26 protein-coding genes and 1 other annotated feature are annotated in these 24184 nt (G+C 38.1%); of the genes, 11 read left to right on the top strand and 15 right to left on the bottom strand.

Annotated elements, in window-relative coordinates; genetic code table 11:
- Positions 1 to 30 precede the first annotated feature (30 nt).
- Positions 31 to 546, bottom strand: a complete 516-nt coding sequence (locus M3226_RS18030; RefSeq protein ID WP_251567652.1) for a gamma carbonic anhydrase family protein — start codon at positions 544 to 546, stop codon at positions 31 to 33.
- Positions 547 to 812: 266 nt separating this feature from the next.
- Positions 813 to 1059, top strand: a binding site (T-box leader).
- A 63-nt stretch (positions 1060 to 1122) separates the two neighbouring features.
- Between M3226_RS18030 and ilvA the strand changes: the two genes are divergently transcribed.
- The 4 genes from ilvA (at position 1123) to M3226_RS18010 (ending at position 4581) form a co-directional block, all read left to right on the top strand.
- Positions 1123 to 2388 (top strand): threonine ammonia-lyase IlvA, encoded by a 1266-nt coding sequence (gene ilvA / locus M3226_RS18025; protein ID WP_251567650.1) that lies wholly within the window; start codon positions 1123 to 1125, stop codon positions 2386 to 2388.
- 301 nt (positions 2389 to 2689) lie between these two features.
- Entirely contained in the window at positions 2690 to 3409 is a 720-nt protein-coding gene (locus M3226_RS18020) for a YebC/PmpR family DNA-binding transcriptional regulator (protein WP_251567647.1), read from the top strand.
- Positions 3410 to 3579: 170 nt separating this feature from the next.
- Entirely contained in the window at positions 3580 to 4095 is a 516-nt protein-coding gene (locus M3226_RS18015) for a YbaK/EbsC family protein (RefSeq protein ID WP_251567645.1), read from the top strand.
- A 132-nt stretch (positions 4096 to 4227) separates the two neighbouring features.
- Positions 4228 to 4581 carry a hypothetical protein gene (locus tag M3226_RS18010; RefSeq protein WP_251567643.1) on the top strand — a complete coding sequence of 118 codons (354 nt, stop codon included), beginning with the start codon at positions 4228 to 4230 and terminating at the stop codon, positions 4579 to 4581.
- 246 nt (positions 4582 to 4827) lie between these two features.
- Here the strand turns inward: M3226_RS18010 and M3226_RS18005 are convergent, their stop codons facing one another.
- Positions 4828 to 5232 (bottom strand): hypothetical protein, encoded by a 405-nt coding sequence (locus M3226_RS18005; RefSeq protein WP_251567641.1) that lies wholly within the window; start codon positions 5230 to 5232, stop codon positions 4828 to 4830.
- A gap of 220 nt (positions 5233 to 5452) precedes the next feature.
- Between M3226_RS18005 and M3226_RS18000 the strand changes: the two genes are divergently transcribed.
- Together M3226_RS18000 and M3226_RS17995 are read left to right on the top strand one after the other, a co-directional pair.
- A complete protein-coding gene (locus M3226_RS18000) occupies positions 5453 to 5857 on the top strand; it encodes an SET domain-containing protein (RefSeq protein ID WP_251567639.1) in 405 nt (134 codons plus the stop codon).
- Positions 5858 to 6077: 220 nt separating this feature from the next.
- The gene (locus M3226_RS17995) at positions 6078 to 6656 is read left to right on the top strand and encodes a hypothetical protein (RefSeq protein ID WP_251567637.1); all 579 of its coding nucleotides are present in this window, start codon (positions 6078 to 6080) and stop codon (positions 6654 to 6656) included.
- A gap of 255 nt (positions 6657 to 6911) precedes the next feature.
- On the opposite strand, the gene yyaC is transcribed toward M3226_RS17995, so the two are convergent.
- Positions 6912 to 7520 carry a spore protease YyaC gene (gene yyaC / locus M3226_RS17990; protein ID WP_251567635.1) on the bottom strand — a complete coding sequence of 203 codons (609 nt, stop codon included), beginning with the start codon at positions 7518 to 7520 and terminating at the stop codon, positions 6912 to 6914.
- 138 nt (positions 7521 to 7658) lie between these two features.
- Here yyaC and M3226_RS17985 point away from each other — a divergent pair, with 138 nt between their 5' ends.
- The gene (locus M3226_RS17985) at positions 7659 to 8096 is read left to right on the top strand and encodes a GNAT family N-acetyltransferase (RefSeq protein ID WP_251567633.1); all 438 of its coding nucleotides are present in this window, start codon (positions 7659 to 7661) and stop codon (positions 8094 to 8096) included.
- A gap of 58 nt (positions 8097 to 8154) precedes the next feature.
- Here M3226_RS17985 and M3226_RS17980 read toward each other — a convergent pair whose 3' ends face one another.
- From M3226_RS17980 to treP, 7 genes are all read right to left on the bottom strand, one after another.
- The gene (locus M3226_RS17980) at positions 8155 to 8373 is read right to left on the bottom strand and encodes a hypothetical protein (RefSeq protein ID WP_374110632.1); all 219 of its coding nucleotides are present in this window, start codon (positions 8371 to 8373) and stop codon (positions 8155 to 8157) included.
- Positions 8374 to 8403: 30 nt separating this feature from the next.
- Positions 8404 to 8622, bottom strand: coding sequence for a hypothetical protein (locus M3226_RS17975; RefSeq protein WP_285857905.1), 219 nt, complete (start codon positions 8620 to 8622; stop codon positions 8404 to 8406).
- A 142-nt stretch (positions 8623 to 8764) separates the two neighbouring features.
- Complete coding sequence (locus tag M3226_RS17970; RefSeq protein ID WP_251567627.1) at positions 8765 to 8998, bottom strand: hypothetical protein; 234 nt, start codon at positions 8996 to 8998, stop codon at positions 8765 to 8767.
- Between the two features lie 219 nt (positions 8999 to 9217).
- Positions 9218 to 9895 carry an SOS response-associated peptidase gene (locus M3226_RS17965; protein ID WP_251567625.1) on the bottom strand — a complete coding sequence of 226 codons (678 nt, stop codon included), beginning with the start codon at positions 9893 to 9895 and terminating at the stop codon, positions 9218 to 9220.
- A gap of 183 nt (positions 9896 to 10078) precedes the next feature.
- A complete protein-coding gene (treR, locus tag M3226_RS17960; RefSeq protein WP_251567623.1) occupies positions 10079 to 10786 on the bottom strand; it encodes a trehalose operon repressor in 708 nt (235 codons plus the stop codon).
- Positions 10787 to 10803: 17 nt separating this feature from the next.
- Positions 10804 to 12471, bottom strand: coding sequence for an alpha,alpha-phosphotrehalase (gene treC, locus M3226_RS17955; protein WP_251567621.1), 1668 nt, complete (start codon positions 12469 to 12471; stop codon positions 10804 to 10806).
- 80 nt (positions 12472 to 12551) lie between these two features.
- The gene (treP, locus tag M3226_RS17950; RefSeq protein WP_251567620.1) at positions 12552 to 13976 is read right to left on the bottom strand and encodes a PTS system trehalose-specific EIIBC component; all 1425 of its coding nucleotides are present in this window, start codon (positions 13974 to 13976) and stop codon (positions 12552 to 12554) included.
- 566 nt (positions 13977 to 14542) lie between these two features.
- Here treP and M3226_RS17945 point away from each other — a divergent pair.
- On the top strand, positions 14543 to 15097 hold the full coding sequence (locus M3226_RS17945; protein WP_251567611.1) for a GNAT family N-acetyltransferase: 555 nt from the start codon (positions 14543 to 14545) through the stop codon (positions 15095 to 15097).
- A 103-nt stretch (positions 15098 to 15200) separates the two neighbouring features.
- Here M3226_RS17945 and M3226_RS17940 read toward each other — a convergent pair whose 3' ends face one another.
- The 5 genes from M3226_RS17940 to M3226_RS17920 all read right to left on the bottom strand — a co-directional run bounded on the left by M3226_RS17940 (position 15201) and on the right by M3226_RS17920 (position 19807).
- On the bottom strand, positions 15201 to 15593 hold the full coding sequence (locus M3226_RS17940) for a thiol-disulfide oxidoreductase DCC family protein (RefSeq protein ID WP_251567603.1): 393 nt from the start codon (positions 15591 to 15593) through the stop codon (positions 15201 to 15203).
- A 234-nt stretch (positions 15594 to 15827) separates the two neighbouring features.
- Positions 15828 to 16496 carry a DUF2642 domain-containing protein gene (locus M3226_RS17935; RefSeq protein ID WP_251567601.1) on the bottom strand — a complete coding sequence of 223 codons (669 nt, stop codon included), beginning with the start codon at positions 16494 to 16496 and terminating at the stop codon, positions 15828 to 15830.
- Positions 16497 to 16689: 193 nt separating this feature from the next.
- Positions 16690 to 17988, bottom strand: coding sequence for a hypothetical protein (locus M3226_RS17930; protein WP_251567599.1), 1299 nt, complete (start codon positions 17986 to 17988; stop codon positions 16690 to 16692).
- Positions 17989 to 18046: 58 nt separating this feature from the next.
- Positions 18047 to 18562 carry a hypothetical protein gene (locus M3226_RS17925; protein WP_251567597.1) on the bottom strand — a complete coding sequence of 172 codons (516 nt, stop codon included), beginning with the start codon at positions 18560 to 18562 and terminating at the stop codon, positions 18047 to 18049.
- A gap of 132 nt (positions 18563 to 18694) precedes the next feature.
- Positions 18695 to 19807 carry a CotH kinase family protein gene (locus M3226_RS17920; protein ID WP_251567595.1) on the bottom strand — a complete coding sequence of 371 codons (1113 nt, stop codon included), beginning with the start codon at positions 19805 to 19807 and terminating at the stop codon, positions 18695 to 18697.
- A gap of 234 nt (positions 19808 to 20041) precedes the next feature.
- Here M3226_RS17920 and M3226_RS17915 point away from each other — a divergent pair, with 234 nt between their 5' ends.
- The 3 genes from M3226_RS17915 to M3226_RS17905 all read left to right on the top strand — a co-directional run bounded on the left by M3226_RS17915 (position 20042) and on the right by M3226_RS17905 (position 24175).
- The gene (locus tag M3226_RS17915; protein WP_251567593.1) at positions 20042 to 20923 is read left to right on the top strand and encodes a hypothetical protein; all 882 of its coding nucleotides are present in this window, start codon (positions 20042 to 20044) and stop codon (positions 20921 to 20923) included.
- 240 nt (positions 20924 to 21163) lie between these two features.
- The gene (locus M3226_RS17910; protein WP_251567591.1) at positions 21164 to 22522 is read left to right on the top strand and encodes an arsenic transporter; all 1359 of its coding nucleotides are present in this window, start codon (positions 21164 to 21166) and stop codon (positions 22520 to 22522) included.
- 153 nt (positions 22523 to 22675) lie between these two features.
- Positions 22676 to 24175, top strand: a complete 1500-nt coding sequence (locus tag M3226_RS17905; protein ID WP_251567589.1) for a pyruvate kinase — start codon at positions 22676 to 22678, stop codon at positions 24173 to 24175.
- The last annotated feature ends 9 nt before the right edge of the window (positions 24176 to 24184 follow it).

Here is a 24184-nt window from a genome sequence, read left to right as displayed (position 1 = left end):
ATAATACCTATGACCGGATTTTATAATATCCTAACTTTTAAGTATCTCCCTAAACTCTTTTCCTTTTTGAACATAATGCTCGCTCGACATCTGCAGCATCTGTATATCTTTATCTGTTAGCTCACGGACGACCTTCCCAGGTGAACCTAATACAAGGGAGCGAGGCGGGATTTTGATTCCACCTGCTAAAAGAGTATTCGCACCAATAATACATTCCTCGCCGACCTCGACATTGTCTAAAAGAGTTGAACCCATACCGACTATAGAACTCCTACCGACTTTACATCCATGCAAAATAACATTATGCCCAATTGTTACATCATCTTCAATTATCACTGGAAATCCTTCATATAAATGGATCGTTGAATTATCCTGAATACTGCACCGCTCACCAATGATAATAGGACCATCGTCTGCACGGATAACCGCATTGAACCACACCGTGGAATCCTTGCCAATCCGAACATCACCAATTAAATAGGCCCCAGGCGCCACAAACACTGACTCATGAATAAGAGGGGACTTACCGTTATAAGGAATCTTCAAAACAAAACCTCCTTAATATTTATCAGAATTTTATAACTACTGAAACAATTATACCATTACCAAACAAAATAGGACAAAAATGGTGACAGGCACCAATCTTTATTTTCAGATGATGTAAACGGTGCCTGTCACCATTTCTAATACTGGGATAATGGTAAACTCTACCTATTTTTCGATGTAAGCGCTTTAAAATAAACAAAATAGTTAAAATAGTCAAAAAACATTGACAGACTTTTTTTTCGGTGGTACCCTTATCTAAAATTACATAAGAATTGATGACGAGAAGAGTAGGATAGGTTCATCTGTTCCTAGAGAGTCGACGGTTGGTGAGAGTCGATAACAGGACTATCTGAAAATCATCTCTGAGATGTATGGCTGAACTAGTAGTAGGTCGTACCGGAATGTCCACCGTTAACTTGGAACACGTACAATCAAATGTACGTTGATCGAGAGCCGCTCACCTATAATGGTTAGCGGAAGTAGGGTGGTATCGCGAGTTCACTCGTCCCTATAACCAGGGGGCGAGTTTTTTGTTGTCTATAAACAATTGAGCACTAATATAGGAGGATGATTATTATGAGTCAACAAGTAGATAAAAAAGCATTTAATGTGGAGGACATCATCATTGCTAGTCATACGATTAAAGATGTCATTTCACCAACTCCATTGCAATATAATCACTTATTATCAGAACGATATGGCTGTCATATCTACTTGAAACGAGAGGATATGCAAAGTGTCCGATCATTTAAAATTCGCGGTGCCTATAACCGGATTAAAAAGTTAAATGAAGATGAGCTAGAGAACGGAATTATCTGTGCTAGTGCCGGAAATCATGCGCAGGGTGTAGCCTATTCTTGCCATCTGCTGAATATTAACGGTAAAATCTTCATGCCAAGTACAACACCGAAGCAAAAGGTAAATCAAGTAAAGTTTTGGGGCAAAGATAGTGTTGAAATCATCCTAGTCGGAGATACGTTCGATGATGCCTACGAAAAAGCACGGGAATGCAGTGTAGCAGAAAGCCGTACGTTTATCCATCCTTTTGATGATTTCGAGGTCATCGCCGGACAAGGGACTGTGGCTGTTGAATTGCTTAACGACTGCCCGGAAAAAATTGATTACTTATTTGCGGCTATTGGCGGCGGGGGTCTTGTTGCAGGGTGCGGTACTTATTTAAAACATTTTTCACCACACACGAAACTAATCGGGGTAGAGCCTCAAGGTGCACCTGGGATGAAAGAATCAATTTTAAAGGGTGAAGTGACTTCACTGCAGCAGATTGATCCATTCGTCGATGGTGCCGCTGTTAAAACAGTTGGTACGAAAACTTTCGAAATCTGCAAAGAAATTGTCGATGATATTCTGGTTATTCCGGAAGGAAAGGTTTGTACGACGCTTTTATCCCTTTATAACGAAAATGCGATTGTTGTTGAACCTACAGGAGCCCTTTCAATTGCAGCATTAGATTCTTATGCTGAACAAATTAAAGGAAAAACCGTTGTTTGTGTCGTCAGCGGCGGCAACAATGATATTGGCCGGATGCAGGAAATTAAAGAGAGATCCAAACTTTATGAAGGTCTTCAGCATTATTTTATTGTCCAATTTCCACAGCGTCCCGGCGCATTGCGTGAATTTTTATTTGATGTGTTAGGGCCAAATGATGATATCAGTCATTTTGAATATACGAAAAAGAATAATCGAGAAACTGGACCCGCCTTAGTTGGGATTGAATTGAAGGATAAAGAAGATTACTATCCATTAATGGAACGCATTAAGGCAAAAGGATTCTTCCACCGAGAAGTAAATAAAGACAGCACACTATTTCAAATGCTAGTTTAAAGAACAAAAGCTGAAGCGTCTTGACCAGGAGCTTGACCCCGAGCACCTAGGCGTTAGAGCTGGACGTATCAAAAGACCATTCACTCGTTGGAATGGTCTTTTTTAGCTTTTTACATAGCAGGATACTTAACAAACGCAACTTTTAATGTATAATATTATTTGTGCATGAACACAGCATAAAATTTATGTTGTATTCTAGTCAGAATAAATCGTATGAACTTCAAAATTATTTATATTGAAAAAAAAGCAATTTTCATTATAAGCATTTTGGCAGATTCAATTTGGAAAGAGAGTGTTCAGAATGGGACGTAAATGGAACAATATTAAAGAAAAGAAAGCTTCAAAAGATGCCAATACAAGCCGTATTTACGCAAAATTTGGTGTTGAAATTTATGTAGCTGCTCGGAGTGGTGAACCAAATCCAGAGTCCAACCAAGCGTTAAAATTTGTACTAGAGCGTGCTAAAACTTACAATGTGCCAAGACATATTATTGACCGTGCCATTGAAAAAGCCAAGGGTGGTTCAGAAGAAAGCTATACAGAACTTCGTTATGAGGGCTTTGGTCCAAACGGGTCAATGGTTATTGTAGATGCCCTAACCAATAACGTAAACCGTACCGCTGCAGATGTCCGCGCTGCTTTTGGAAAAAACGGTGGAAATATGGGAGTCAGCGGTTCTGTTTCCTATATGTTTGATGCAACAGCTGTCATTGGTGTAGAAGGAAAATCATCAGATGATGTTCTTGAACTATTAATGGAAGCAGATGTGGATGTACGTGACATATTAGAAGAAGATGAGCAAGTAATCGTTTATGCAGAGCCAGATCAATTCCATGCTGTCCAGGAAGCCTTTAAGCAAGCTGGTATTACTGATTTTACTGTAGCAGAATTAACGATGCTTCCACAAAACGAGGTAACACTTGATGGTGAAGCATTAGTGAAATTCGAAAAAATGATCGATGTACTAGAAGATTTAGAAGATGTTCAGCGCGTATATCATAACGTTGATCTCGGTGAATAATGCATGAAAGCAGGCCATTTTGGTTCTGCTTTTTTTCTTATCTAAAGAATTACTGTCCTTGCGACTCCCCAATTTTTTTCTTGAACATTCATAATAAGCTGTCTATTCTCTTTAATCTGATAAAGTATGTTATTATTTTAATATTGAAAATTAAGGAAAGGATGAGTAATTTGTCATTTGAAAGTGTTAAGAAGCATTTAGAACAGTGGAACCGGGAGCAGGATGTAATGGAATTTGAAACATCCAGTGCAACAGTGGACCAAGCAGCTGAAACGATCGGTGTAAGTCCTGCACGAATTGCTAAAACATTATCCTTTCGTGGGTCGGAGGAAAAGGCCATATTAATTGTTGCGGCCGGTGATGCAAAGATTGATAATAAGAAATTCCGCGAATTCTTTGGCTATAAAGCTCGTATGCTGTCGCCGGTAGAGGTGCTTGACCAAACAGGACATGCAATTGGAGGCGTTTGCCCGTTTGGGTTAAAAAACGACCTAGAGGTCTACCTGGATATTTCCATGCAGCGATTTACGACGGTTTTTCCGGCATGCGGCAGCACCAACTCCGCCATTGAGTTAACGAAGGAAGAATTATTTGAATACTCTGGTGCTAAGGAGTGGGTAGATGTATGCAAAGGCTGGGGAGAGGACGAAGAAACGGCAAACGTTAATCAACAAATAGAGGTATAGAGGGGAGCACCCTTTTAACTGGCTAACAAAATGGGCGGAGTACTAATAATTTACCCATGTGATTAATATAATTACAGTGACTTTATTTTGAATTTTACAATTACAATCATCAAAGGAAGAAGGAATCGGGTGATGAAATTCAAAATATACCGCTGTAATTGCCGGAAAACTTGGTCCATCCAAACCAGAAAGTCGAAATTCAATGCCGGTTCTGTTCTTTTAAATGCTAGCTGGTCTGCTGAATTGAAGCCGGAACGGAAGCGCGACCCAAAAGGATTTGTTACAACACAAGGAGATACAGGGATTATTTACAATCCTGACAATGAATTAGTTGAACAATTCGTTAAGGTAAAGAAGTTAATTTATGATAAAAAGAATGTCAATTTTAATGTTACACAAGGTACATGCTTATACTTTGCTGAAGATGGCACCTGCTATATTCTAAAAAGAATGGAAGACCGTATAACGGTAAGTGAAAAAGTATAGATACCATTTTTAAAAGAGCTTGGTCGCCCAAGCTCTTTTTTCGTTGTTGTTAAGGAAATTATAAAATTTTCGCTTTTGAATAACTATTAAAAAACGGACAATCGACGTCAAGTTCCAGCGCCTAGCCCCTCGATGGTCTACAGCCACTCAGGGAAGGAAGGCAAAGAACGCCTTCCTTCCCTGAGCGACTTATGCTTATCGGGGCTGTTCAAGGCGCTTGCACTTTTGTACCTATATTTTTAACTCTTATCTAGGCGTAACGGGTTTAACTGAAATGGCAGGGGTATAACTCGTTGTTACACAGCCGTCTAAGTGAGTATGCGTTAATAATCCCAACTCAAGAGCTGCTTTTATTTTCGAATCATCCGGCCTTCTGATTACCTGAATGAGATCTGTCATCTGCAATTCTTCTAGCCTTTTAACGGTATCCACCTCAAGAAATTTTTCTATTTTTCGGATTTGTCTTTGGAGCTTGAACCCGCTAACCGTCATTTCGCCTTTTTGCTGGGTACCAACTAGTTGATTAAAATAACTTTGAAAAGCATCCTTTAATTCATTCATTTCAAGCTCAATTTCTTTTTTCTGTTTATTTAGTTCGTAATACCTACGTAACATTTCACCTGTTATCAAGGTCTTATTGTTGTTAACCATGCTGCCATCCTCCTATACGAACGTATATTCTATAATATGTTGGGGAAGTCAAGAATATGACCATACAAAGGCAGACTTAAAAACAAAGTTAACACTTTAGAAACCTACTAAATGGTGACAGGCACCAAAATGGTATAAAAAGTATTTGCTTTCTTGTCACTAGTCTGGCAAGCTTAATAATGATAAATCTTTTTTAAGAAAGAGCAAATAGGTGATTAATATGATAGAGGTAAAAACATCAAAGCTAAGTGATGGAGAATTGAACAGAGGGGTATTTGCGACTTGTGATATTGCAAAAGGAGAGCTGATACATCAAGCACCTGTACTTCCTTATCCTAATGAGGAACACATTCATATCGAAAAAACGTTATTGGCAGATTATGCATTTGAATATGGTATAAATCACACCGCCATTCTTTTGGGCTATGGTATGTTGTTTAACCATTCCTATCAGCCCAATGCAACATATGAAATAAACTTTCCAAATCACACCTTTGATTTCTTTGCATATAAGGATATTAAAGCAGGGGAAGAGATCTTAATCAATTATAATGGCGATGTGGATGATAATGAACCACTATGGTTTGATAAAGATAAGCCCAGTGAGGCGAAAGATCATTCATAATTCAAAATTAGAGCGAGGAAGAGAGCACATTCTGTGCTCTTTTCTTTTTAGCTTAGACGGTATCGTACTGAATTGAATAAAGGGTACTGGCATTAGAGATGAATTAATTTGACAGTGACCTTTTGACAACTAGTTTAAGAAAACCAAGACATCTGCCTATGCCTTTTAATTGTTTAAACATATTCTAGACTGTAACCTAAATAAAGGAGAGATGCTCGAAATGATGGGAACAGGTGGATATCCAGGAATGGATGGTTATGGCAGCATGAGTATGGGAGGATTCCCAGGCATGGGCGGTTTTGGCGGTATGGGAACAGGATACCCAGGCATGGGCGGCTTTGGCGGTATGGGAACAGGGTACCCAGGCACGGGCGGCTTTGGTGGAATGGGAACAGGCTATCCGGGCATGGGTGGTTTTGGCGGTATGGGAACAGGGTACCCAGGCATGGGCGGCTTTGGTGGAATGGGAACAGGCTATCCAGGCATGGGTGGTTTTGGAGGATACCCAGGACATGGCTGGCATGGCGGCTGGGGTGGAGGATACCCAGGACATGGCGGACATTGGGGAATGGGTGGATACCCAGGACATAGTGGACACAGTGGAATGGGTGGATTCCCAGGACATGATGGACATGGAGGAATGGGTGGATTCCCAGGGCATGGTGGACACAGCGGAATGGGTGGATTCCCAGGACATGATGGACATGGAGGAATGGGTGGATTCCCAGGACATGATGGACATGGAGGAATGGGTGGATACCCAGGACATGATGGACACAGCGGAATGGGTGGAATGTAATTTCTGCCTTTATTATAAAATGACAACTCAAAACACAAAAGTATATAATCGTATTAATGTAGTATTTTAAACCAGAAAATGGAATAAATCACATCATACAAAGTTAATAATTCTCTAATAAACAAAAAAAGCCTTGGAATCATTCAAGGCTTTTTTTGTATTAGGGACCTTTAGGCAAGTTAAGCTGCCAAGAAACACTAAGCTAATCATGAACCCAGCCAAACTTTTCACTAAATGGCAAATCCCCTAATGGCATTAACAGCCGTTAACAAGCAACAATGGTTGGTCAGAAGGATAATGAAAGAATTGCCTAACTGCCAGTGAAATCCCTTTTGCAATATTAGTAGCCATCGTGTAAATAAGATGCAGATTGGTATATAATAAACCGCTTCCAAGGACTGCGTCATTAGTGAGAACAACACCCATGACACTACAGTCTCCAATGGGAGGCAGGTTTTGTCCAAGACCTAAGCCAGGCTGCAATGGACCACGGCGTAAAACAATTGAGTTAACAAAATCTATCGATCCAAGCACACTATCAATCGAAATGACAAAACTGTTTTTTGGAAAGGAGTGACGTGACATTTCCGGAATGATGGTGGTTGCATCCATTGGGCACTCCAGGTTTCCTAATACCGTTAAATGATCAGGAAAAGTGTTTCGGAGCAATGTTCCAACAAAGGGACCAAGGCTGTCACCACTTATTAAATTTGAACCGATCCCCACTACATAAATGTGCTTTGTCTCCTCAGGAATAAGCGAATACAAGGTATTGCGAATGAATAGAGGTGCAAGTCGGTCATCATATGGTATTACCTTCTCAAGAAACTTTGATTCTCTTAGATTGTACTGTTTAATTCCCACAACTGTAACACCTCACAAAGATGGCTTTCAAAAAAATATTCTTCATTTACATGGCATAATCCTTCCTGCTAAAATAAAAATCTACTAGGTGGGAAAAATTGCTATAATTATTTTAGAGATAACACAAGGAGGACCAATATGTTTATCCAAAAAGCCAGCTTAACTGAACTTGATCCATTAACAGAGTTATTTGATTTATACAGGACGTTTTACAAGCAAGAATCAGATTTAGAGGGGGCAAAACAATTTTTAAAAGAAAGAATCAGCAAGAATGAATCATTTGCCTTTATTGCATTGGATGGAGAAAAACCGTTGGGGTTTGTTCAACTATATCCATCGTTTTCAAGTGTAAGCATGAAGCGTTCATGGATTTTAAATGATTTATATGTAAAAAAAGAAGCACGCGGAAAGGGCGTTGGTGAGAACCTATTAAAAAAAGCGATTGAATTTGCAAAAGAGACAGGAGCAAAGGGGCTCTTTTTAGAAACTGCTAACGATAACTACAACGCCCAAAGACTCTATGAAAAAATAGGCTTTAAAAAAGAAGTAAATTATTTCTATTATTATTCCATTTAAGTGGATGCATAGAAAAAACCCCCTTCCGGTTAGGAAAAGGGAATGGGCCGAGTTATTATTAAATAATACTATTCTTCACCGTTGGGCTGTCACTTACATCATTATCCAGTAAAAAGGAGATCGGAATTAGCATCGGGGCAATATCACCATTTTGCTCACCATATCCTTGATTCCGTTTGTAGGAAATAAACACATCTGTCATTTGGTTCGGTCCCATGTTTAAGATGGAGCCATGGTCCAATACATTGACTTTCAAGTCACCTAGATTGACGCTCATTGGTGCAAAAATCAACGGTATCCCTCCTTTTTACACAACACTGTTTTTCGTAGTATTGCTGTCCGTTAAATCAGGATCCACGACATATGATATTGGAATGTTCACAGGTGACAAATCACCATTTTGTTCGCCAACCCCTTGGTTTCTTTTATAAGACATAAACTGGTCTATGAATTGATTGGGGCCAAGGTTAATAAATGAGGTATTATCGACTGTATTCACTTTAAAGCCTAAAAAATTGATGGCCATAGGGGCAATATTCACGTGTATCCCTCCTAGAAATTTTTATAACCAGCTGTGTTAAACATGAGTGTTGATTTCCGTTTCAGGCGTATCCATCAACATGCTTAAAATCAAAAATAATCTTTAACAAAGTCTATAACTTATAAGATTATAGAAAGTTCTGTTTGATATTAGGTGAATCTACTACATCATCATCCCAAACAATATGGATTGGAACAACGGTAAGGGTATCATCGGCTAATTGCTGACCGAATCCTTGCGTTTTTTTTCCATAGACATTGATCCCTTTGAGAAAAGTCGGACCTAAATTAACGGCACTTGTGTGATCCGGACTATTAATCTTCACGTTTGTGATATTGACATTTGTCGGGATAAAAAACACGACTGTTCCTCCTTCCCTAAGGAAACCCATTACTGTATCTTTAAATATATTCGAATAAGGGAGGTATAAGAACATTCCCGTTAAATCAAAAAAAAAAGAAAGTGGGTCTGCCACTTTCGAAAGAAGGAAAACTTTTATGGGTTAGTACATCATATGTTGGTGCTTGTACGTGCATGTAGTGAACATGTCCATTTTAAAAAAATTTTCAAAAAATAGGTCTTAACAAATTTTTTGGATAAGCTCAATTGAGTTATTCTTAGGCGAATTCACTAAGGACGAAACCTCATATGTGTCCATTAAATTTTCATCGAATGGAATCAGCAGAGGTTTCAAGCTATTTGGATCGGTAATGTCTGGGTTGAGCCAGGTAGGTTCATCTTGCCGATTTAAAATGACCGGCATCCGATCATGAATGTCTTTCATTAATCCATTGGGCCCCGTTGTAATGACAGAACAGGAATAGAGTACTTTTCCGTCAGGTGCCATATAACCTTCCCAGAGCCCAGCCATGGCAAATAATTCATTGGACTTTAATGTAATCCGCATTGGTGTCTTCGTTTTATCACTATGCCGTTTCCATTCATAAAAACTGTCCGCGATCACTAAACAGCGTTTTTTCTTAAAAGCATTACGGAAACTCGGTTTCTCGGTAAGCGTTTCCGCTCTAGCATTAATCATTTTATTGCCAATCGAAGGATCATTCGCCCAAGGAGGGATAAGGCCCCATTTTAAAAAGCCCATCCGGTTTGACGATCCATCATTGATGACAGCCAGAACTAACTGGGAGGGGGCAATATTATAACTTGGAGCAAACAACTCCTCGTTAAGGAAGGATTGGATATCAAAACGATCGATGATCTCTTCAATCGTTGCTGTTAATGTGAAACGGCCGCACATTATTTTTCACCTCAAGTTTTTATTACATTTATTGTAGCAATAGCAAGATAGGATTACAAAAGTTAACTAGTACGAAGAATTATTCATTCTGTCCATTCATAGTTCAACTTTGGGTTCTTAATATGTAAAAAAGGGAGAACTCCAATAAAGGAGACCTCTTATTCGAAAGGTCTCCTAACGTAATTATCTTCTTGCAAAATCAACAAAACGGAATTTATCGGGACGGTGCCTTGATTCTGTATACTGAAACAGTGTGGCATCATCTAAATAAACATAGTTCTTGATTACAACCACATTATAAAAACCTTCGAGATCGAGCAGTAAACGGTCTTCAGGGGTTGGTTCCACTACGACTATTTCCTTTTTTGCAAAGCTGATTGTCAAATTCAATTGGTTTTCAATGTACTCATAAATGGAATCAGCACAAATTTCTTCCGTTAAGGAAGGGACGAAGCTCTCGATTAAATAATCTTTATCTAAAATAATTTTTTCTCCGCCCATTTCCCTCGTCCGGACTACCTTCCAAACAAGGTCTTTGCTTCCCAACTGCAGCTGCTGACGGATGAAGCCATCGGGCTTAATTAATTCTAACTCATTCACAATGGTATTTGGTTTCCTGCCCATTTTACTGGCGAGTTCCTTAAAGCTTACCAATCCGCTGACGGGAAAATCAAATTTACTGATGTCGATAACAATGGAACCTTTTCCTCTAACCTTTTGTATATAGCCATTTTGTGAGAGCAAGTTTAATGCTTTTCTGATTGTTTCCCTTGAGGTGTCGTATTGGTCTTTTAACTCGTTTTCAGAGGGAAGCAGTGTTTGAGGAGCTAGTTCCCCATTTTTGATTTGCTCAACAATGCTATTATAGATGGTTAAGTACTTGTTTGTCATTACGACATCTCCGATCATTATTTCAGGTGGTAAACGATAGACTCGTAAGGACGCAGCACTATTTCCCTGTTAGGCTGTGCAGGAGAGTCCTTATAGTTAGAGATTAACATTTCACAATGATTGTCATCAAGACTTAATTGAGAAGGGAGGGTCAATCTCTGTTCTCTGCCATAAAAATTATTAATAACCAGTAATTTTTCGGATCCGCTGTTTCTAATAAAAGCAAAGATTTCTGGGTCTTGCTCTAAAATTAATTCGAAATCTCCATCTGTAATGACATCAAAATCTTTGCGTAATTTAATCAGCTTTTGATAGTGATAGAAGATGGAATTCGATTCCTCGACTGCCTTCTCAGCATTGATCTCCTTATAATTTGCCGCAGTGTTAATCCATGGTGTACCAGTGGTAAACCCAGCATTCTCACTATCATTCCATTGAACCGGAGTTCTGGAATTATCACGCGATTTTTGCTTTAGGATATCTAGGATTTCTTGTTCTTCAAAGCCTCTATTTTTCAAAATTTGAAACATATTTAATGACTCGACATCACGATATTCATCAATTGCATTGAAGTTTGGATTGGTCATCCCAAATTCTTCGCCTTGATAAATATATGGCGTGCCCTGCATCATGTGAAGGGTTGTAGCCAGCATCTTTGCAGATTCGTTGTGATACTCCTTGTCATCTCCAAACCGCGATACAACACGGGGCTGGTCATGGTTACACCAGAAGAGGGCATTCCATCCGCCGCCTTCATTCATTTCAATTTGCCAGTTGGATAGGATATCTTTCAAAGCTTGAAAATCAAAATCTGCTTTTGTCCATTTGTCGCCATTTGGGTAATCGACTTTTAGGTGATGGAAACTAAAGGTCATATTTAATTCTTCCTGGTCTGGGTTCGTATAACGAATACAATTATCAATCGAAGTCGAGGACATTTCGCCAACGGTCATAATATCGTATTTTGAAAACACTTGTTGATTTATTTCATGTAAAAACTCATGGATTCTTGGACCATCTGTATAAAATTTTCGTCCATCGCTGTCATCTTGAGGGAAGTGCTGATCTTTAGAAATTAAATTGATGACATCCAAACGGAAGCCGTCAACGCCTTTCTTTAACCAAAAGTGCATCATCTCATATAGGGCTGAACGTAATTTTTCATTTTCCCAGTTTAAGTCCGCTTGAGTGACATCGAACAAATGAAGGTAGTATTGTTCGGTTGTCTCATCATATTCCCACGCAGATCCGCCAAATTTGGATTCCCAGTTGGTAGGGGGTTCGCCGTTTTTGCCATCTTTCCAGATATAGAAGTCTCTGTACGGATTATCTTTTGAAGACTTGGCTTGTTTAAACCATTCATGCTCCGTCGATGTATGATTTATGACAATGTCCATAATGATTTTGATATCACGTTTATGGGCTTCCTCAAGGAGTAAATCAAAATCTTCCATCGTACCGTATTCTTCATGAATGGAGTAGTAATCACTGATATCATAACCATTATCACGCTGCGGAGACTTGTAAATTGGTGTCAGCCACAGTACATCCACACCTAGTTTTTTTAAATAATCTAATTTATTGATAATTCCCTGGATATCTCCAGTACCGTTTCCTGTTGTATCATTAAAGCTTTTTGGATAGATTTGATAAACGACCGCTTTTTTCCACCATGCTGTTGACATGAACATACACCTACCTAATTTATTGATTAATCTAATATCGAAAAGGAGGGAGATGGTCTCCCTCCTAGATGGAGTGCTAATTATTTGCTTAATCTAGTCTTATTCAAGCCTGTTTTTGAGAAAATTGTAGTTAAGATGAATGGAACTACAATCGCAATCACCATACATACCGCAAACATTGCCATATGTTTTGCCTGGATAGAAAGAATACCAGGAAGACCTCCGACACCGATGGAGTTAGCCATTACACCACTTGCAACGGAAACAACACCTGCAATCATCGAACCAATCATCGCAGCTAAGAATGGGAAGCCATATTTTAAGTTAATACCAAACATCGCAGGCTCTGTTACACCTAGATAACAAGAGATTGTTGCTGGAATTGAAACTTGCTTTTCTTCTTCGTTTTTACGGTTGATAAAGATCATCGCAAGAACGGCTGAACCTTGAGCGATATTTGATAAAGCGATCATAGGCCATAGATTTGTGCCGCCAAACTGGCTTACTAATTGAAGGTCAATCGCGTTTGTCATATGGTGTAAACCAGTGATAACAAGTGGAGCGTAAGCGAATCCAAATACTGCCGCAAACATCCAGCCAAATGATGAAGTTAAGCTAGAATAAACAACGTGAGAGATACCAGCGCCAATTTTCCAGCCGATAGGACCTAAGATTGTGTGTGCAATTAATACAGTTGGAACTAAGGCAAAGAACGGTACAACAATCATAGAGACTGAGTTTGGCACGATTTTACGTAATCTTGTTTCAAAGAATCCTAATACTAATCCAGCTAAAATAGCAGGAATAACTTGTGCTTGATAACCAATCATTTCAATTTTTGCAAAACCAAAATCCCAAGTTGGAATTTCCTTAGCACCTGCAACCGCGTAAGCATTTAATAATTGCGGTGATACTAGGGTAATACCAAGAACAATACCAAGAATTTGAGACGCGCCCATTTTCTTAGCAACCGACCAGGTGATTCCGACTGGAAGGAAATGGAATATAGCTTCGCCAATCAACCACAGGAACGAGTGAACACCTGCCCAGAACTGAGATACTTCAATAATGGTCTTTGTTCCGTTATCAACTAGTTTAATGTCACCGATAATATTTCGGAAACCAAGGATTAAACCACCGACTACTAAGGCAGGAATTAATGGAGTGAAAATTTCAGCAAGATGTCCCATCATCCGCTGGATCCAGTTCTGATTTTGCTTGGCTGCTATTTTTGCTTCTTCTTTCGAAGTGCCGTCAACGCCAGCAATTTTTACAAATTCATTATAAAAGCTGGGTACCTCGTTCCCGATGATAACCTGGAATTGTCCAGCTTGGGTAAATGTACCTTTAACAAGCTTGATGGATTCAATTTCTTTGACGTTTGCTTTACTAGGATCGTTTAAAACAAAACGCATTCTGGTAACACAGTGGGTTACGGCTGCAATATTTTCTTTACCGCCGATGTGTTGCAGTAGTTCTTTCGAAGGATCTGTATACTTCGTCATGTGTCTTTCCCCCTAATGAATGGTTTAATGACCATTTTCTTTCTATTAAGATTAAACCCATATAAATCAGGCAATGAGTACGATTTCAAAATCCATCGTTGCTTGTATATACAAGTTTTGTTTACGGTTTCATTTTAACTTGTATATACATGTATGTCAACAAGTAAATTTTAAGTTTTTTAAAATAGTTTTTCAGCTGTCAAAAAGAGCAAATTCACTATTATTATGGGGTTTATTATATCTAAACATAATTAAATACAGTTATTGGATACAGCGGACAAGAAAGAGGGAGGACTAATTTATTATTTTGGAATAAGCCTTTCGAATTACTTTTCTACTTTACAGTAATAAATTATTGATAGAAGATTCCGAAAATGGTAAAATGAACTTGTTTAAATTCTTCTGAGTTTAGACCTCCTAATTGTGAGAGCTTAGCCTAGACCACTAAGTTCTCTGTTTGAACCTTTGAATCTATTTCAAAGGTTCCTTTTTTGCTTTTTGGCATACCAAGTGCAGAATTTGATAAAATAAGTTTAAATAATGTCCTTTTAAAAAAGTGAGGGAACATGAAATTGGAATTTTTGACGTTTGATCAGTGGGATGATCATTTATGGGACAGTGTCAGGCCAATTTATAATGAGGCATTTGCTGAAAAAGGGGCAAAGCCCGAAAAAATAATCCGCAATATGTTTCGAAAACAGCTTTGTTTTTTACATATCGGACTTGATGATGGTCGAGTTGCTGCGATGTCTTTAACTGGTAAATTGAAAGAAGCAAATTCGTTGCTTATCGATTATTTTGCAGTGAAGGAAGAGCTGAGAGGACAGAGTTTTGGTACACACCTATTGAAATACATAGAGGATTGGGCAATGACGTCTGAACATTATAATAGCCTTATCATTGAAGTCGAAGCCGAAGAAACACCCGAAAATCAGGCCCGGGCTGCATTCTGGAAAAGAAGCGGTTTTGTCTTAACTGAATATATTCATCAATATATCTGGGTGCCTGAGCCCTATCAGGCAATGTATAAAAAACTAAGGCCGGATACGAAATTATCAACCGATGGGAAAATCCTTTTTACCTATATTGGACAATTCCATAAAGAGTCCTTTCAACGATAATTTGAATTTTATAAGTAGTTACGGGAAAGGTTTAATTTTTAGTATTTTTAATCAAAACTTTAAAAAGAAAGTATCCGGTTTCCGTTTACGTCTTTTAAATCTTTCACTCTAAAAATCTGCTTTTCCACTCAGGTGAAGGGAGCAGACAAGTTTCTCTTTTTCCAAACCATTTATATCGGTTAGCTGCCACGAGATTATAGAAAAAATCCCGAACAAAGGATGGGACAACTAATAGAAACGTGAACAGAGGCCAAAAGCCAGTCAACTGCTTACAGACACGTAAAGCGGCCTCTGATTTTAGGTACAATTTATCTCCTTCCATTAAAACAAAACTGTTAACGCTCAACTCTAAGCCATGTTTTATCAAAATCTCTTGACCGGTCTTTCCTTGAAGAGAAGTAAATGTAAAGATTCCTTTACGGTCTCTTTTCAAAATAAATTGAACGCTGCTATTGCAGAGATTACATTCGCCGTCAAATAAGATTATACGTTCCATTAACACACCAACTTTATCTAGATATGTCTAGCATACCAGCAACTAATCACAATAACCAGAAAGGATAATGTAAGCAGCAATGATAATTGGGTTAGATTGTACTTCCTGAAAGGACAATGTCCACGAATGGCGCCTGACACCACCAATTTATGTACAAATTTAAAGAGTGTCACATGACACTCTTTTTTGATTTATCCCAAAAGCTTGTTTAAAATTAGCTTAAAAAAAACCTAACTACGTCATATGAATTGTTTTGATATGCTGGAAGTTGATATAGATTGGGTCTTCTTTAGCACTAATCAATTCAACAAAATTATTCTTAATGGATTGAATCTTGCCGATCACATTTTCATTCTCCCCGATATTAAACACGATTAATTCTCCAAGTAATTTTTCAATTTGAACTTCAAAGGACCTGGCAAACGTTAGGTTGCTTGGACTTACTGGAAGGCTGGCGTTGCTTAATCCATAAGGACGTTGATTGTTGGTATACGGGATTAACCATTTTAAATGGTTTAACGAGATAAACATGGTTTTGTATATCGGCGAGTAGAAGACAAAATAATTATTCATGATACTAATGATATAACCATGTAAGGCTTGGTTACTCGTGACATAGATTTCTGTAAAAATTCCTTTTGCTGCCGTAAGGGTTTTCCGTAACGAGATCTCTTCATTATGATTATAAATGGGTGTTGGTTCGTCATTAAAGGTGATTTCATCAATTTCATATTGTTTCATGAACTGCCAATTTTGAATATGAATAGTTGGAATATAAAGATAGTCAGTTCCATTAAATATAACCCATAAATCACTTCCGATATCCACTAAAAGCCCATATATATATTTCTTACCGGATATTTCAAGTTTAATATATTTGCCGATATTTTCTTTCAATTTCACGGACTTACTCACATCCTTTCCTAAGTATTTCCATTCACAAATAGAGAGGGGCTGAAATGATCGTTTCGTTTCTTTATGCATCTAAATAATTAATCCGATTTGCCCGGCTCATATTTGTAAGGGGACATGGCTGCCGTTAAAATGCTTTGTTTGATAGAACAATAGAGTATTCTTCATTGTGAAAATTGCGGTATTAAAACCTAAAGCTTCGTTGGTTGCTCCTTGGCCATCCAGCAAACGGGAAAGTTCTTTCTTGATTACGGGGAACGGGTTCACCGGTAAAGCGGAAGGCTCTAGTTTCTTGGTCTTTTTGTTTCCATACATTTTTAGTATCGTTATTGACTTGCTCATTTGAGGTAGTTTCTGATTTCTTAGGTGCAGCATATTGTGTGACAACAGGCTTTGAGACTGTTATGGTTTCTTGAGGTTTTTCGTTTTTCATCTCTTTTTTAGATGAAGATGATGAAGATACCGCGGATGTCTGCCTGCTAGTCTTTTCTGTGTTTTTATTCGATTTTATATCATTGGATTTAGAACCCGTCGATTCGTCTTTTTTATTCTCAGTTGGAATCGTTTCATTTTTTTGTTTTTTCATCTCTTTATTAAATACTTGAATTGGTTCAAACTCATCAGACTGCATTTTTACTTTTGAAGATTGGTCATCCTTTATAACTGGTTCTGTTTTGATCGGATTAGACCAAACCTTCATGTAGTTTGGCTCCATAACATCTGTGGCTTCAACTTCAGTTTGTTTGTTTGATGTGGATTTAGATTTCTTTTCACTAGTAGTACTCTTACCCGTAGTATTCTTAATTGTCTCTGCTGTATATTCCTTTGGTGCTTTACCAGAGCTACCATCGTCGTCTTTCTTTTTTGATTCATTCGTTTGTTTTGTCTCTTTAGAATTCTTTGTTTCGTTAGACTCCTTTGTTTCTTTAGAATTCTTTGTTTCGTTAGACTCTTTTGTTTCTTTGGAATTCTTTGTTTCGTTAGACTCTTTTGTTTCTTTGTTCTGATTCTTATTCTCATTTTTACTTTCTGTTTTTTTCTGTTCTTTTTTCATTAGTTTTTCTTTTATAAAACCTTTTAAAATATTGGAAATATGTGTGACTTTGATTAAGATTCGCTCTTCGCCATTAATTAACGTAACAAAATCTTCATCAATCTCACTTAGTACACCGTAAAAGCTTTGTTTATTAATACTCAAGATCGTTACCCAAGAATATTGGAAGGAGTGTAAAAGCTCCATTAAGCTTTGTGTTTTTTGGAATTCTACAGTTGCTTTCTCCGGCTGAAATTGCTTTGTATTCTTAGTAATCGCTTGAATTTTATCAATGTTATAATAAAAAATATATTTCTTTTCAGTTTCTAGTACCACATGGTCTGTTTCTACGCCAATCAATTTTCCTTTAAATATGTCTTCACCCACATAAAGATTTACCTGAAACCCTTTTAGTAAATCCAATGCGGCTGAAAATTTTTCTAACCCCATGTTTCATCCTCCTTAAGAGATAATGGGTCGCTTCTCTTTTGGAGAAGCGACGTAATGGTTAATCGTTATCTTCGTTGTTATCGGAATTGTGGCTGCTGCTGGATGAGCTGGAACTTGATTCCTCCTCATCATCGTTTGCTGATTTATCCACCATTAAGCCGTAACTAATATTTCGAATGTGCTTTAATGAAAAACGAACCACTTCTTCATTCACGATGAGGGAGGCATAGTGTTTGTTAGAATCACTAAGTACACCCTCTAAAGACTCTGGACCACCATCGCGGTTAATTTTTACCCATTGAAATCTAATACTCTCTAAAAGTTTATGAAAATTTTCTGCAGTCTTAAAATCTAATTTTTCAGGAATTTTCAAGCCCAATTTCATAGCATCTTTAGAACTTTCTGTGATACTCCTGACATGGTTCGTTTTGTAGTAAACGACGCCGTCTTTTTCTGTTAAGAGTACAAAGAAGTCTTCAAATACCGCAAGTAATTTCCCGATTCTAGACTCCGGACCGCCACGATCTACCCTAATTGTTTTACCAACATGCATGTTCATAAGTTCTCTATCCATAAAAGTTTTTTCCTCCTTTATTAAATAAACATTTACACTGCATCTATATGTATCACGGGATGATGTTGTACTAATAAAGAGGCCCTTTTTCGTGTTTTTTGCAAAAAATAGGCAAAAAAAAGTATATGATATTCAACCATATACTTTGTCGTCCTGTAGTTTAATTAGTTGCTGCTTTAAGTAGCTATTTCGTTTTTCAATGAAATTAACGATAACGTCCTTTTCCGAATCAAGACTATAGCCTTTTCTTTTAATATAAGGGTCCAATTGTATATGAGGCTTCAGTGTTTCAAAGAGTCCTTCAATAATTCCTATTTGGGTTTCAACCGTAAATTGGCTTTCTAAAATGTAGGAAAGAATCTCACAGTATTTCTTTTTAAAATCAGGAACGTGAAGTAGTCTGCCGGTCAAGGTGTTATACCCAGTTATAGGTACAAAGTCATGATCAAGCCGTTTCCCGTGCAGATCTCTGCCCCAAGTCCCATCATAATCCCAAGGAGTTATTTCAAAAGTGTTGGTTTCACTATTTCGGTAGAGTGCATAATTATGGATAAAGCCATCAAAATTTTGGGTACAAACAACTCCCGCTAACCATGTTAGATACTGGTCCACATTTAGCACCTTTGTTATTTCTTCTTCAAACTCCTCATTTTTAAGTGTGTTAGTTTTTGTGATTAAATCTTCTAAATACGACAATTCATCCTCATCACCATATTTAAGGGTATATCCTTCGAGTAAATCCGTTTTTAATTTCTTTTTTGGTGATAGAAGGGAGAAATTTGCGTAATAGTTAGTTGCATAAATTATGGGTCCCATTGGTAAATTTCTTTTTTGTAAAAGAAATTGATCGAAAGATTCGATTTCTAAATAAATACCTTTACAAAAACCATTTATATAGAGAAGAACATGCTTGGAGTGGGGGGAAATGACACCAATTGTATCAAAGAAATCAAATGAAAGCTTGTTACGACTAAGTGAGATATCATTGTACTCTGCGTTTAAATGGATTTCATGAGCGCCATTAACGGTAAAGGGTTTTTGAAAAATAATGTTATAGGATTTCTTTTTCTTCTTTCGGATCACATTACCACGATATGCCAAGCCGATTGAATATTGATTGTTTCCTATTTTGAGGACTGCCTGAACATGTTCATCCATCCAGATATCTTTATTGAGCTGGTTTAACGTCTTGGGATTGATAAAAATTTCATATTTTTGCAATCTAAAAACCCCTATTAAATACATATTTTTTAGAATACTATGCTCTGACTATAGCAATGGTGCAGTTTATGGGCTACTTGGTTTTTTTAAAAAAAATAAACTTTTGTCTATGACACTTTCACACTTTCTCCCATAAATTATCATTGAAGTATAAATATATTGGAAAGTGGTGGAGTGTTTAAATGAAAATGGTAATGGAAGATCTGCTTACGCAAGCACAAGAGAACGGGGTAATTGAATTTTTAATCAATAACCCTGTTGAATTTAAAAAAGGGCCAAAACCCTCAAAACACCCTAAAGGTACAAAAGGTACAAAAGGTTCAAAAGGTTCAAGCGGTTCAAAAGGTTCAAGCGGTTCAAAAGGTTCAAGTGGTTCAAAAGGATCTAGCGGTTCTAAAGGATCAAGCGGTTCAAAAGGTTCTAAAGGCTCCAGCGGTTCTAAAGGCTCTAGCGGCTCTAAGGGTACTAAAGGCTCTAGTGGTTCTAAAGGTACTAAAGGCTCTAGCGGTTCTAAAGGCTCTAGCGGCTCTAAGGGTTCTTCAGGCAGCCATGGTTCTAAAGGCAGCCACGGATCTTCAGGCAGCCATGGTTCTTCAGGCAGCTGGGGTTCTTCAGGCAGCCATTGTTCTAAAGGCAGCCACGGATCTTCAGGTAGCCATGGTTCTAAAGGCAGCCACGGATCTTCAGGCAGCCACGGATCTTCAGGCAGCCATGGTTCTAAAGGCAGCCACGGATCTTCAGGTAGCCATGGTTCTAAAGGCAGCCACGGATCTTCAGGTAGCCATGGTTCTTCCGGCAGCAAAGGCTCTTCCGGCAGCAAAGGTTCTTCCGGCAGCAAAGGTTCTTCCGGCAGCAAAGGCTCTTCCGGCAGCAAAGGTTCTTCCGGCAGCAAAGGTTCTTCCGGCAGCAAAGGTTCTTCCGGCAGCAAAGGTTCTTCCGGCAGCAAAGGCTCTTCCGGCAGCAAAGGCTCTTCCGGCAGCAAAGGCTCTAAAGGCGCTAAACGTCCTAAAGGCTCTAAAGGCGCTAAACGTCCTAAAGGCTCTAAAGGTAAGAAATAATTGGATTTATAAAGCCGGTACTTCAACAAGTGCCGGTTTTATTTTTTTAAGGTTCTTCAAAACAAACTGCAGCCCAATTTAACCCAATCTACATAAATACCTAGATCATATAAGCAGAGTTATTTGCCCAAATATAAAATTGTTAGGCAAAAATCTATTTAAGTTTAAAAATATTTATCTAGATAGATGCTGATTTGTATAATTACAGGATATTCGTTTAGAACAAGCCTTCATTTTGGACGTACTATATGGCAAGGGACAAGAAGAGAATAAACGGAAAAAAATCAGAAGGAAACTAAATGAAGGGAGTAAATTAACTTTTATGTATCATCATTTGACGGTGATTGTTACTATAACAGCTTTTATTCTAACTATGGTGATGATCTTCATCCGTCCCAAAAATATGAACGAAGCTATACCAGCTGCGATTGGGGCTGTTCTAGTCTTCTTGAGCGGTAGTGTGTCAACAGGTGACTTGCTTGACATCAGTTCCAAGGTAACTGGGGCTGCAATTACCATAATAGCCACGATTGTAATGGCAATTGTTCTTGAGAGCATAGGCTTTTTCAGCTGGACCGCGGCACTAATGCTTAAACTATCAAAGGGGTCTGGTTACCGCTTATATTGGAACACCTTGCTGTTATGCTTTTTAATGACGTTATTTTTTAATAACGATGGAAGTATTCTAATTACTACACCGATCCTAATTTTAATTTTAAATAATTTAAAATTGAAAAATTCTCAAAAAATCCCATTTCTGTTAAGCGGAGCTTTAATCGCCACAGCCTCCAGTGCCCCCATTGGTGTAAGTAATATTGTTAATCTTATTGCATTGAAAATTATTGGAATGGACCTTTACATGCAAACCGAAATGATGTTTGTGCCAGGAGTCCTCGGTCTATTGTTCTTATCCTATTTGCTGTACCTTGTCTTCAAAAAGAATATTCCAGCCCAAATCCGCTTCCATTCATACTCCATTCCGCTGCAAAAAAACCGCCCATTTCATCCGCTCCAACAAAACTCAGAAAGTCTGTTTGACCAACAAAAGAAACTTATGATTAAAATGTTAATCTTCGTCCTAATAGTTAGGATTAGTCTATTTGTAGCATCCTTTATCGGCATCTCGGTCTCTCTAGTAGCGGTTTGTGGATCACTAATTTTATTGATTTGGAGATGGATGTATTTAAAAGTCAATCCAAAGGATGTCCTAAAAAAAATACCATGGCACATTTTAATCTTTGCCTTCAGTATGTACGTGATTATTTTTGGCTTACACAATATCGGTTTAACAGCTTTTTTAATTGAAAATCTAAAACCCCTTGTCAATGACAGCTTCTTACATGCGAGTTTAACAATGGGTGTTATCACGGCATTTTTATCAAACATTTTTAACAACCATCCTGCCTTGATGGTCTCAACCTTAGCTTTAACTGAAATGGGACTAGACCCGCTAATTATGAAAACGGTGTATTTAGCAAATATAATCGGAAGTGATGTTGGATCCCTTATTCTACCGATTGGAACCTTAGCGACCCTAATATGGATGCATATACTAAAGAAAAGCAAAATCAAGATTACTTGGGTCGAATACATTAAAGTAACGCTGATTGTCATACCGCCAACCTTGGTCTTTACCTTAATCAGTTTGTATCTATGGCTTTTACTCTTTTTTGTAAAATAATTTCACATAAACAAGTTTGATGAGGGTTAATTTGTTCATTAAACTTGTTTTTTTTATTCTCAAGTCAGATAACCACTACACACTTTTTACATTCATGAATAATAAATAATGGGAAAACTTTTTAAGTTTAGGATACAAGGATGTGAAGGGGATGTGGCACAAATCCCATTAAATCAACGAGAATTACCAAGACGGATAGAAAGCATCTATAAACAAATCATTCAAGCAAGTGATCATGCAGAGGATCATCACGAGTTCCAGGACGATGCTAGAATCTGTCGGGATAATTTAATTTCATATTTAGGATTTCGTGAACAAAACTTACTTGGTATACGTCAAGAACTAAAAGAAAAAGGACTTGCAGATCTTTTTCAATCACCTACACACCTTTTATATACACTAGAAAAAATATTATCCTATTTAAATATCTCATTACCTTCGCAAAAGAATCTAATGGTTTCAACTCCATATGATTCAAGAAAAATCTTAAAAAAGCGGACAGAAGAACTTTTCGGGAATAGAATGCAACCGAATCAACCAGCAATTATGGTCACGGTAGATTCAAAAGTCTTAAACAATCCGAACCAGATAGAACAGCTAATACTAAATGGAATGAATATTGCCAGAATCAATTGCGCTCATGATAATCCGGAAATATGGAAGCAAATAATTGATGCTATACGGGATGTTGAAAAAAAACTAAGGATTGAAGGGACGTATCAAAAGACCGAATGTAAAATCTATATGGATTTAGCCGGTCCCAAGGTACGAGTTGGGAAGCTGCCTGATGCTCCTATTTATGTGAGTAAAGGGGATCGGCTGCGATTATATTTGAATTCCGATACGGAGGGGCATTCGGTAGTGGAGGATACTCCTGCCGGCGTCCCGGTAACGCTGGAAAAAGCGTTTCGAAATGTTCGGGTAAACGATTCTATTTTTATCGATGATGGGAAAATCCATGGTATCGTATCACAAGTTACCAAGGAATTTGTAGAAGTGGAAATCCATTCACCCGCGCCCAAACCAGTAAGGGTAAAAGAAGGGAAGGGGCTAAATTTACCTGATTCGCTCTTAAGCTTAAATCTCCCTGCATTAACAGAAAAGGATTTAGCGGACATACCGTTTATAACTAAGCACGCGGATATTTTAGGAATATCCTTTGTCCACTCCCCACTTGACTTAAGAAAATTACGTCAAGAATTAGAAATACTTAAGCGAACCGATATTGGTGTAGTCGCCAAAATTGAAACAAAGGACGCTATCCATAATTTGGCGAGAATCCTTTTAGAAGGTTTACATTTTAACAGATTCGGAATCATGCTGGCAAGGGGAGACTTGACTGTTGAGGTTGGTCCTGAAAACTTATCATTTGTGCAGGATGAAATCTTAACCATCTGTTCGGCTGCCTACACACCCGTTATATGGGCAACAGGTGTATTGGAGAAGCTCACAAAAAAAGGAATCCCAGCGCGTGCAGAGATAACCGATGCTGCCTATGGGAGTCGGGCAAACTGCATCATGCTTAATAAAGGGCCTTTTGTCGTCGATGCATTGAAAATGCTTGTTAAATTGTTACGTACAGTGGAAGTTATTCCGGCGAGACAAAAACCACTGATTGACTTAACGTCGCAGTTTGGGGTATTTAAAAAATAGCAGCTGCCT

This window comes from Neobacillus cucumis, from assembly GCF_023715505.1.
The sequence above is the reverse complement of the archived record's forward strand: the minus strand, read 5'-3'. Positions and strand labels throughout refer to the sequence as shown.

Bases quoted from the DNA above. Each gene is read 5' to 3' on its own strand.
- ilvA (WP_251567650.1), top strand. From the start codon at position 1,123: ATGAGTCAACAAGTAGATAAAAAAGCATTTAATGTGGAGGACATCATC.
- M3226_RS17910 (WP_251567591.1), top strand. From the start codon at position 21,164: ATGTATCATCATTTGACGGTGATTGTTACTATAACAGCTTTTATTCTA.
- M3226_RS17995 (WP_251567637.1), top strand. From the start codon at position 6,078: ATGATGGGAACAGGTGGATATCCAGGAATGGATGGTTATGGCAGCATG.
- M3226_RS17965 (WP_251567625.1), bottom strand. From the start codon at position 9,895: ATGTGCGGCCGTTTCACATTAACAGCAACGATTGAAGAGATCATCGAT.
- treC (WP_251567621.1), bottom strand. From the start codon at position 12,471: ATGTCAACAGCATGGTGGAAAAAAGCGGTCGTTTATCAAATCTATCCA.
- M3226_RS17930 (WP_251567599.1), bottom strand. From the start codon at position 17,988: ATGGGGTTAGAAAAATTTTCAGCCGCATTGGATTTACTAAAAGGGTTT.
- M3226_RS17975 (WP_285857905.1), bottom strand. From the start codon at position 8,622: ATGGCCATCAATTTTTTAGGCTTTAAAGTGAATACAGTCGATAATACC.
- treR (WP_251567623.1), bottom strand. From the start codon at position 10,786: ATGACAAACAAGTACTTAACCATCTATAATAGCATTGTTGAGCAAATC.
- M3226_RS17980 (WP_374110632.1), bottom strand. From the start codon at position 8,373: ATGAGCGTCAATCTAGGTGACTTGAAAGTCAATGTATTGGACCATGGC.
- M3226_RS17940 (WP_251567603.1), bottom strand. From the start codon at position 15,593: ATGGAACGTATAATCTTATTTGACGGCGAATGTAATCTCTGCAATAGC.
- M3226_RS17985 (WP_251567633.1), top strand. From the start codon at position 7,659: ATGTTTATCCAAAAAGCCAGCTTAACTGAACTTGATCCATTAACAGAG.
- M3226_RS18000 (WP_251567639.1), top strand. From the start codon at position 5,453: ATGATAGAGGTAAAAACATCAAAGCTAAGTGATGGAGAATTGAACAGA.
- M3226_RS18020 (WP_251567647.1), top strand. From the start codon at position 2,690: ATGGGACGTAAATGGAACAATATTAAAGAAAAGAAAGCTTCAAAAGAT.
- M3226_RS17925 (WP_251567597.1), bottom strand. From the start codon at position 18,562: ATGGATAGAGAACTTATGAACATGCATGTTGGTAAAACAATTAGGGTA.
- M3226_RS18010 (WP_251567643.1), top strand. From the start codon at position 4,228: ATGAAATTCAAAATATACCGCTGTAATTGCCGGAAAACTTGGTCCATC.
- treP (WP_251567620.1), bottom strand. From the start codon at position 13,976: ATGACGAAGTATACAGATCCTTCGAAAGAACTACTGCAACACATCGGC.
- M3226_RS18005 (WP_251567641.1), bottom strand. From the start codon at position 5,232: ATGGTTAACAACAATAAGACCTTGATAACAGGTGAAATGTTACGTAGG.
- M3226_RS17945 (WP_251567611.1), top strand. From the start codon at position 14,543: ATGAAATTGGAATTTTTGACGTTTGATCAGTGGGATGATCATTTATGG.
- M3226_RS17920 (WP_251567595.1), bottom strand. From the start codon at position 19,807: ATGTATTTAATAGGGGTTTTTAGATTGCAAAAATATGAAATTTTTATC.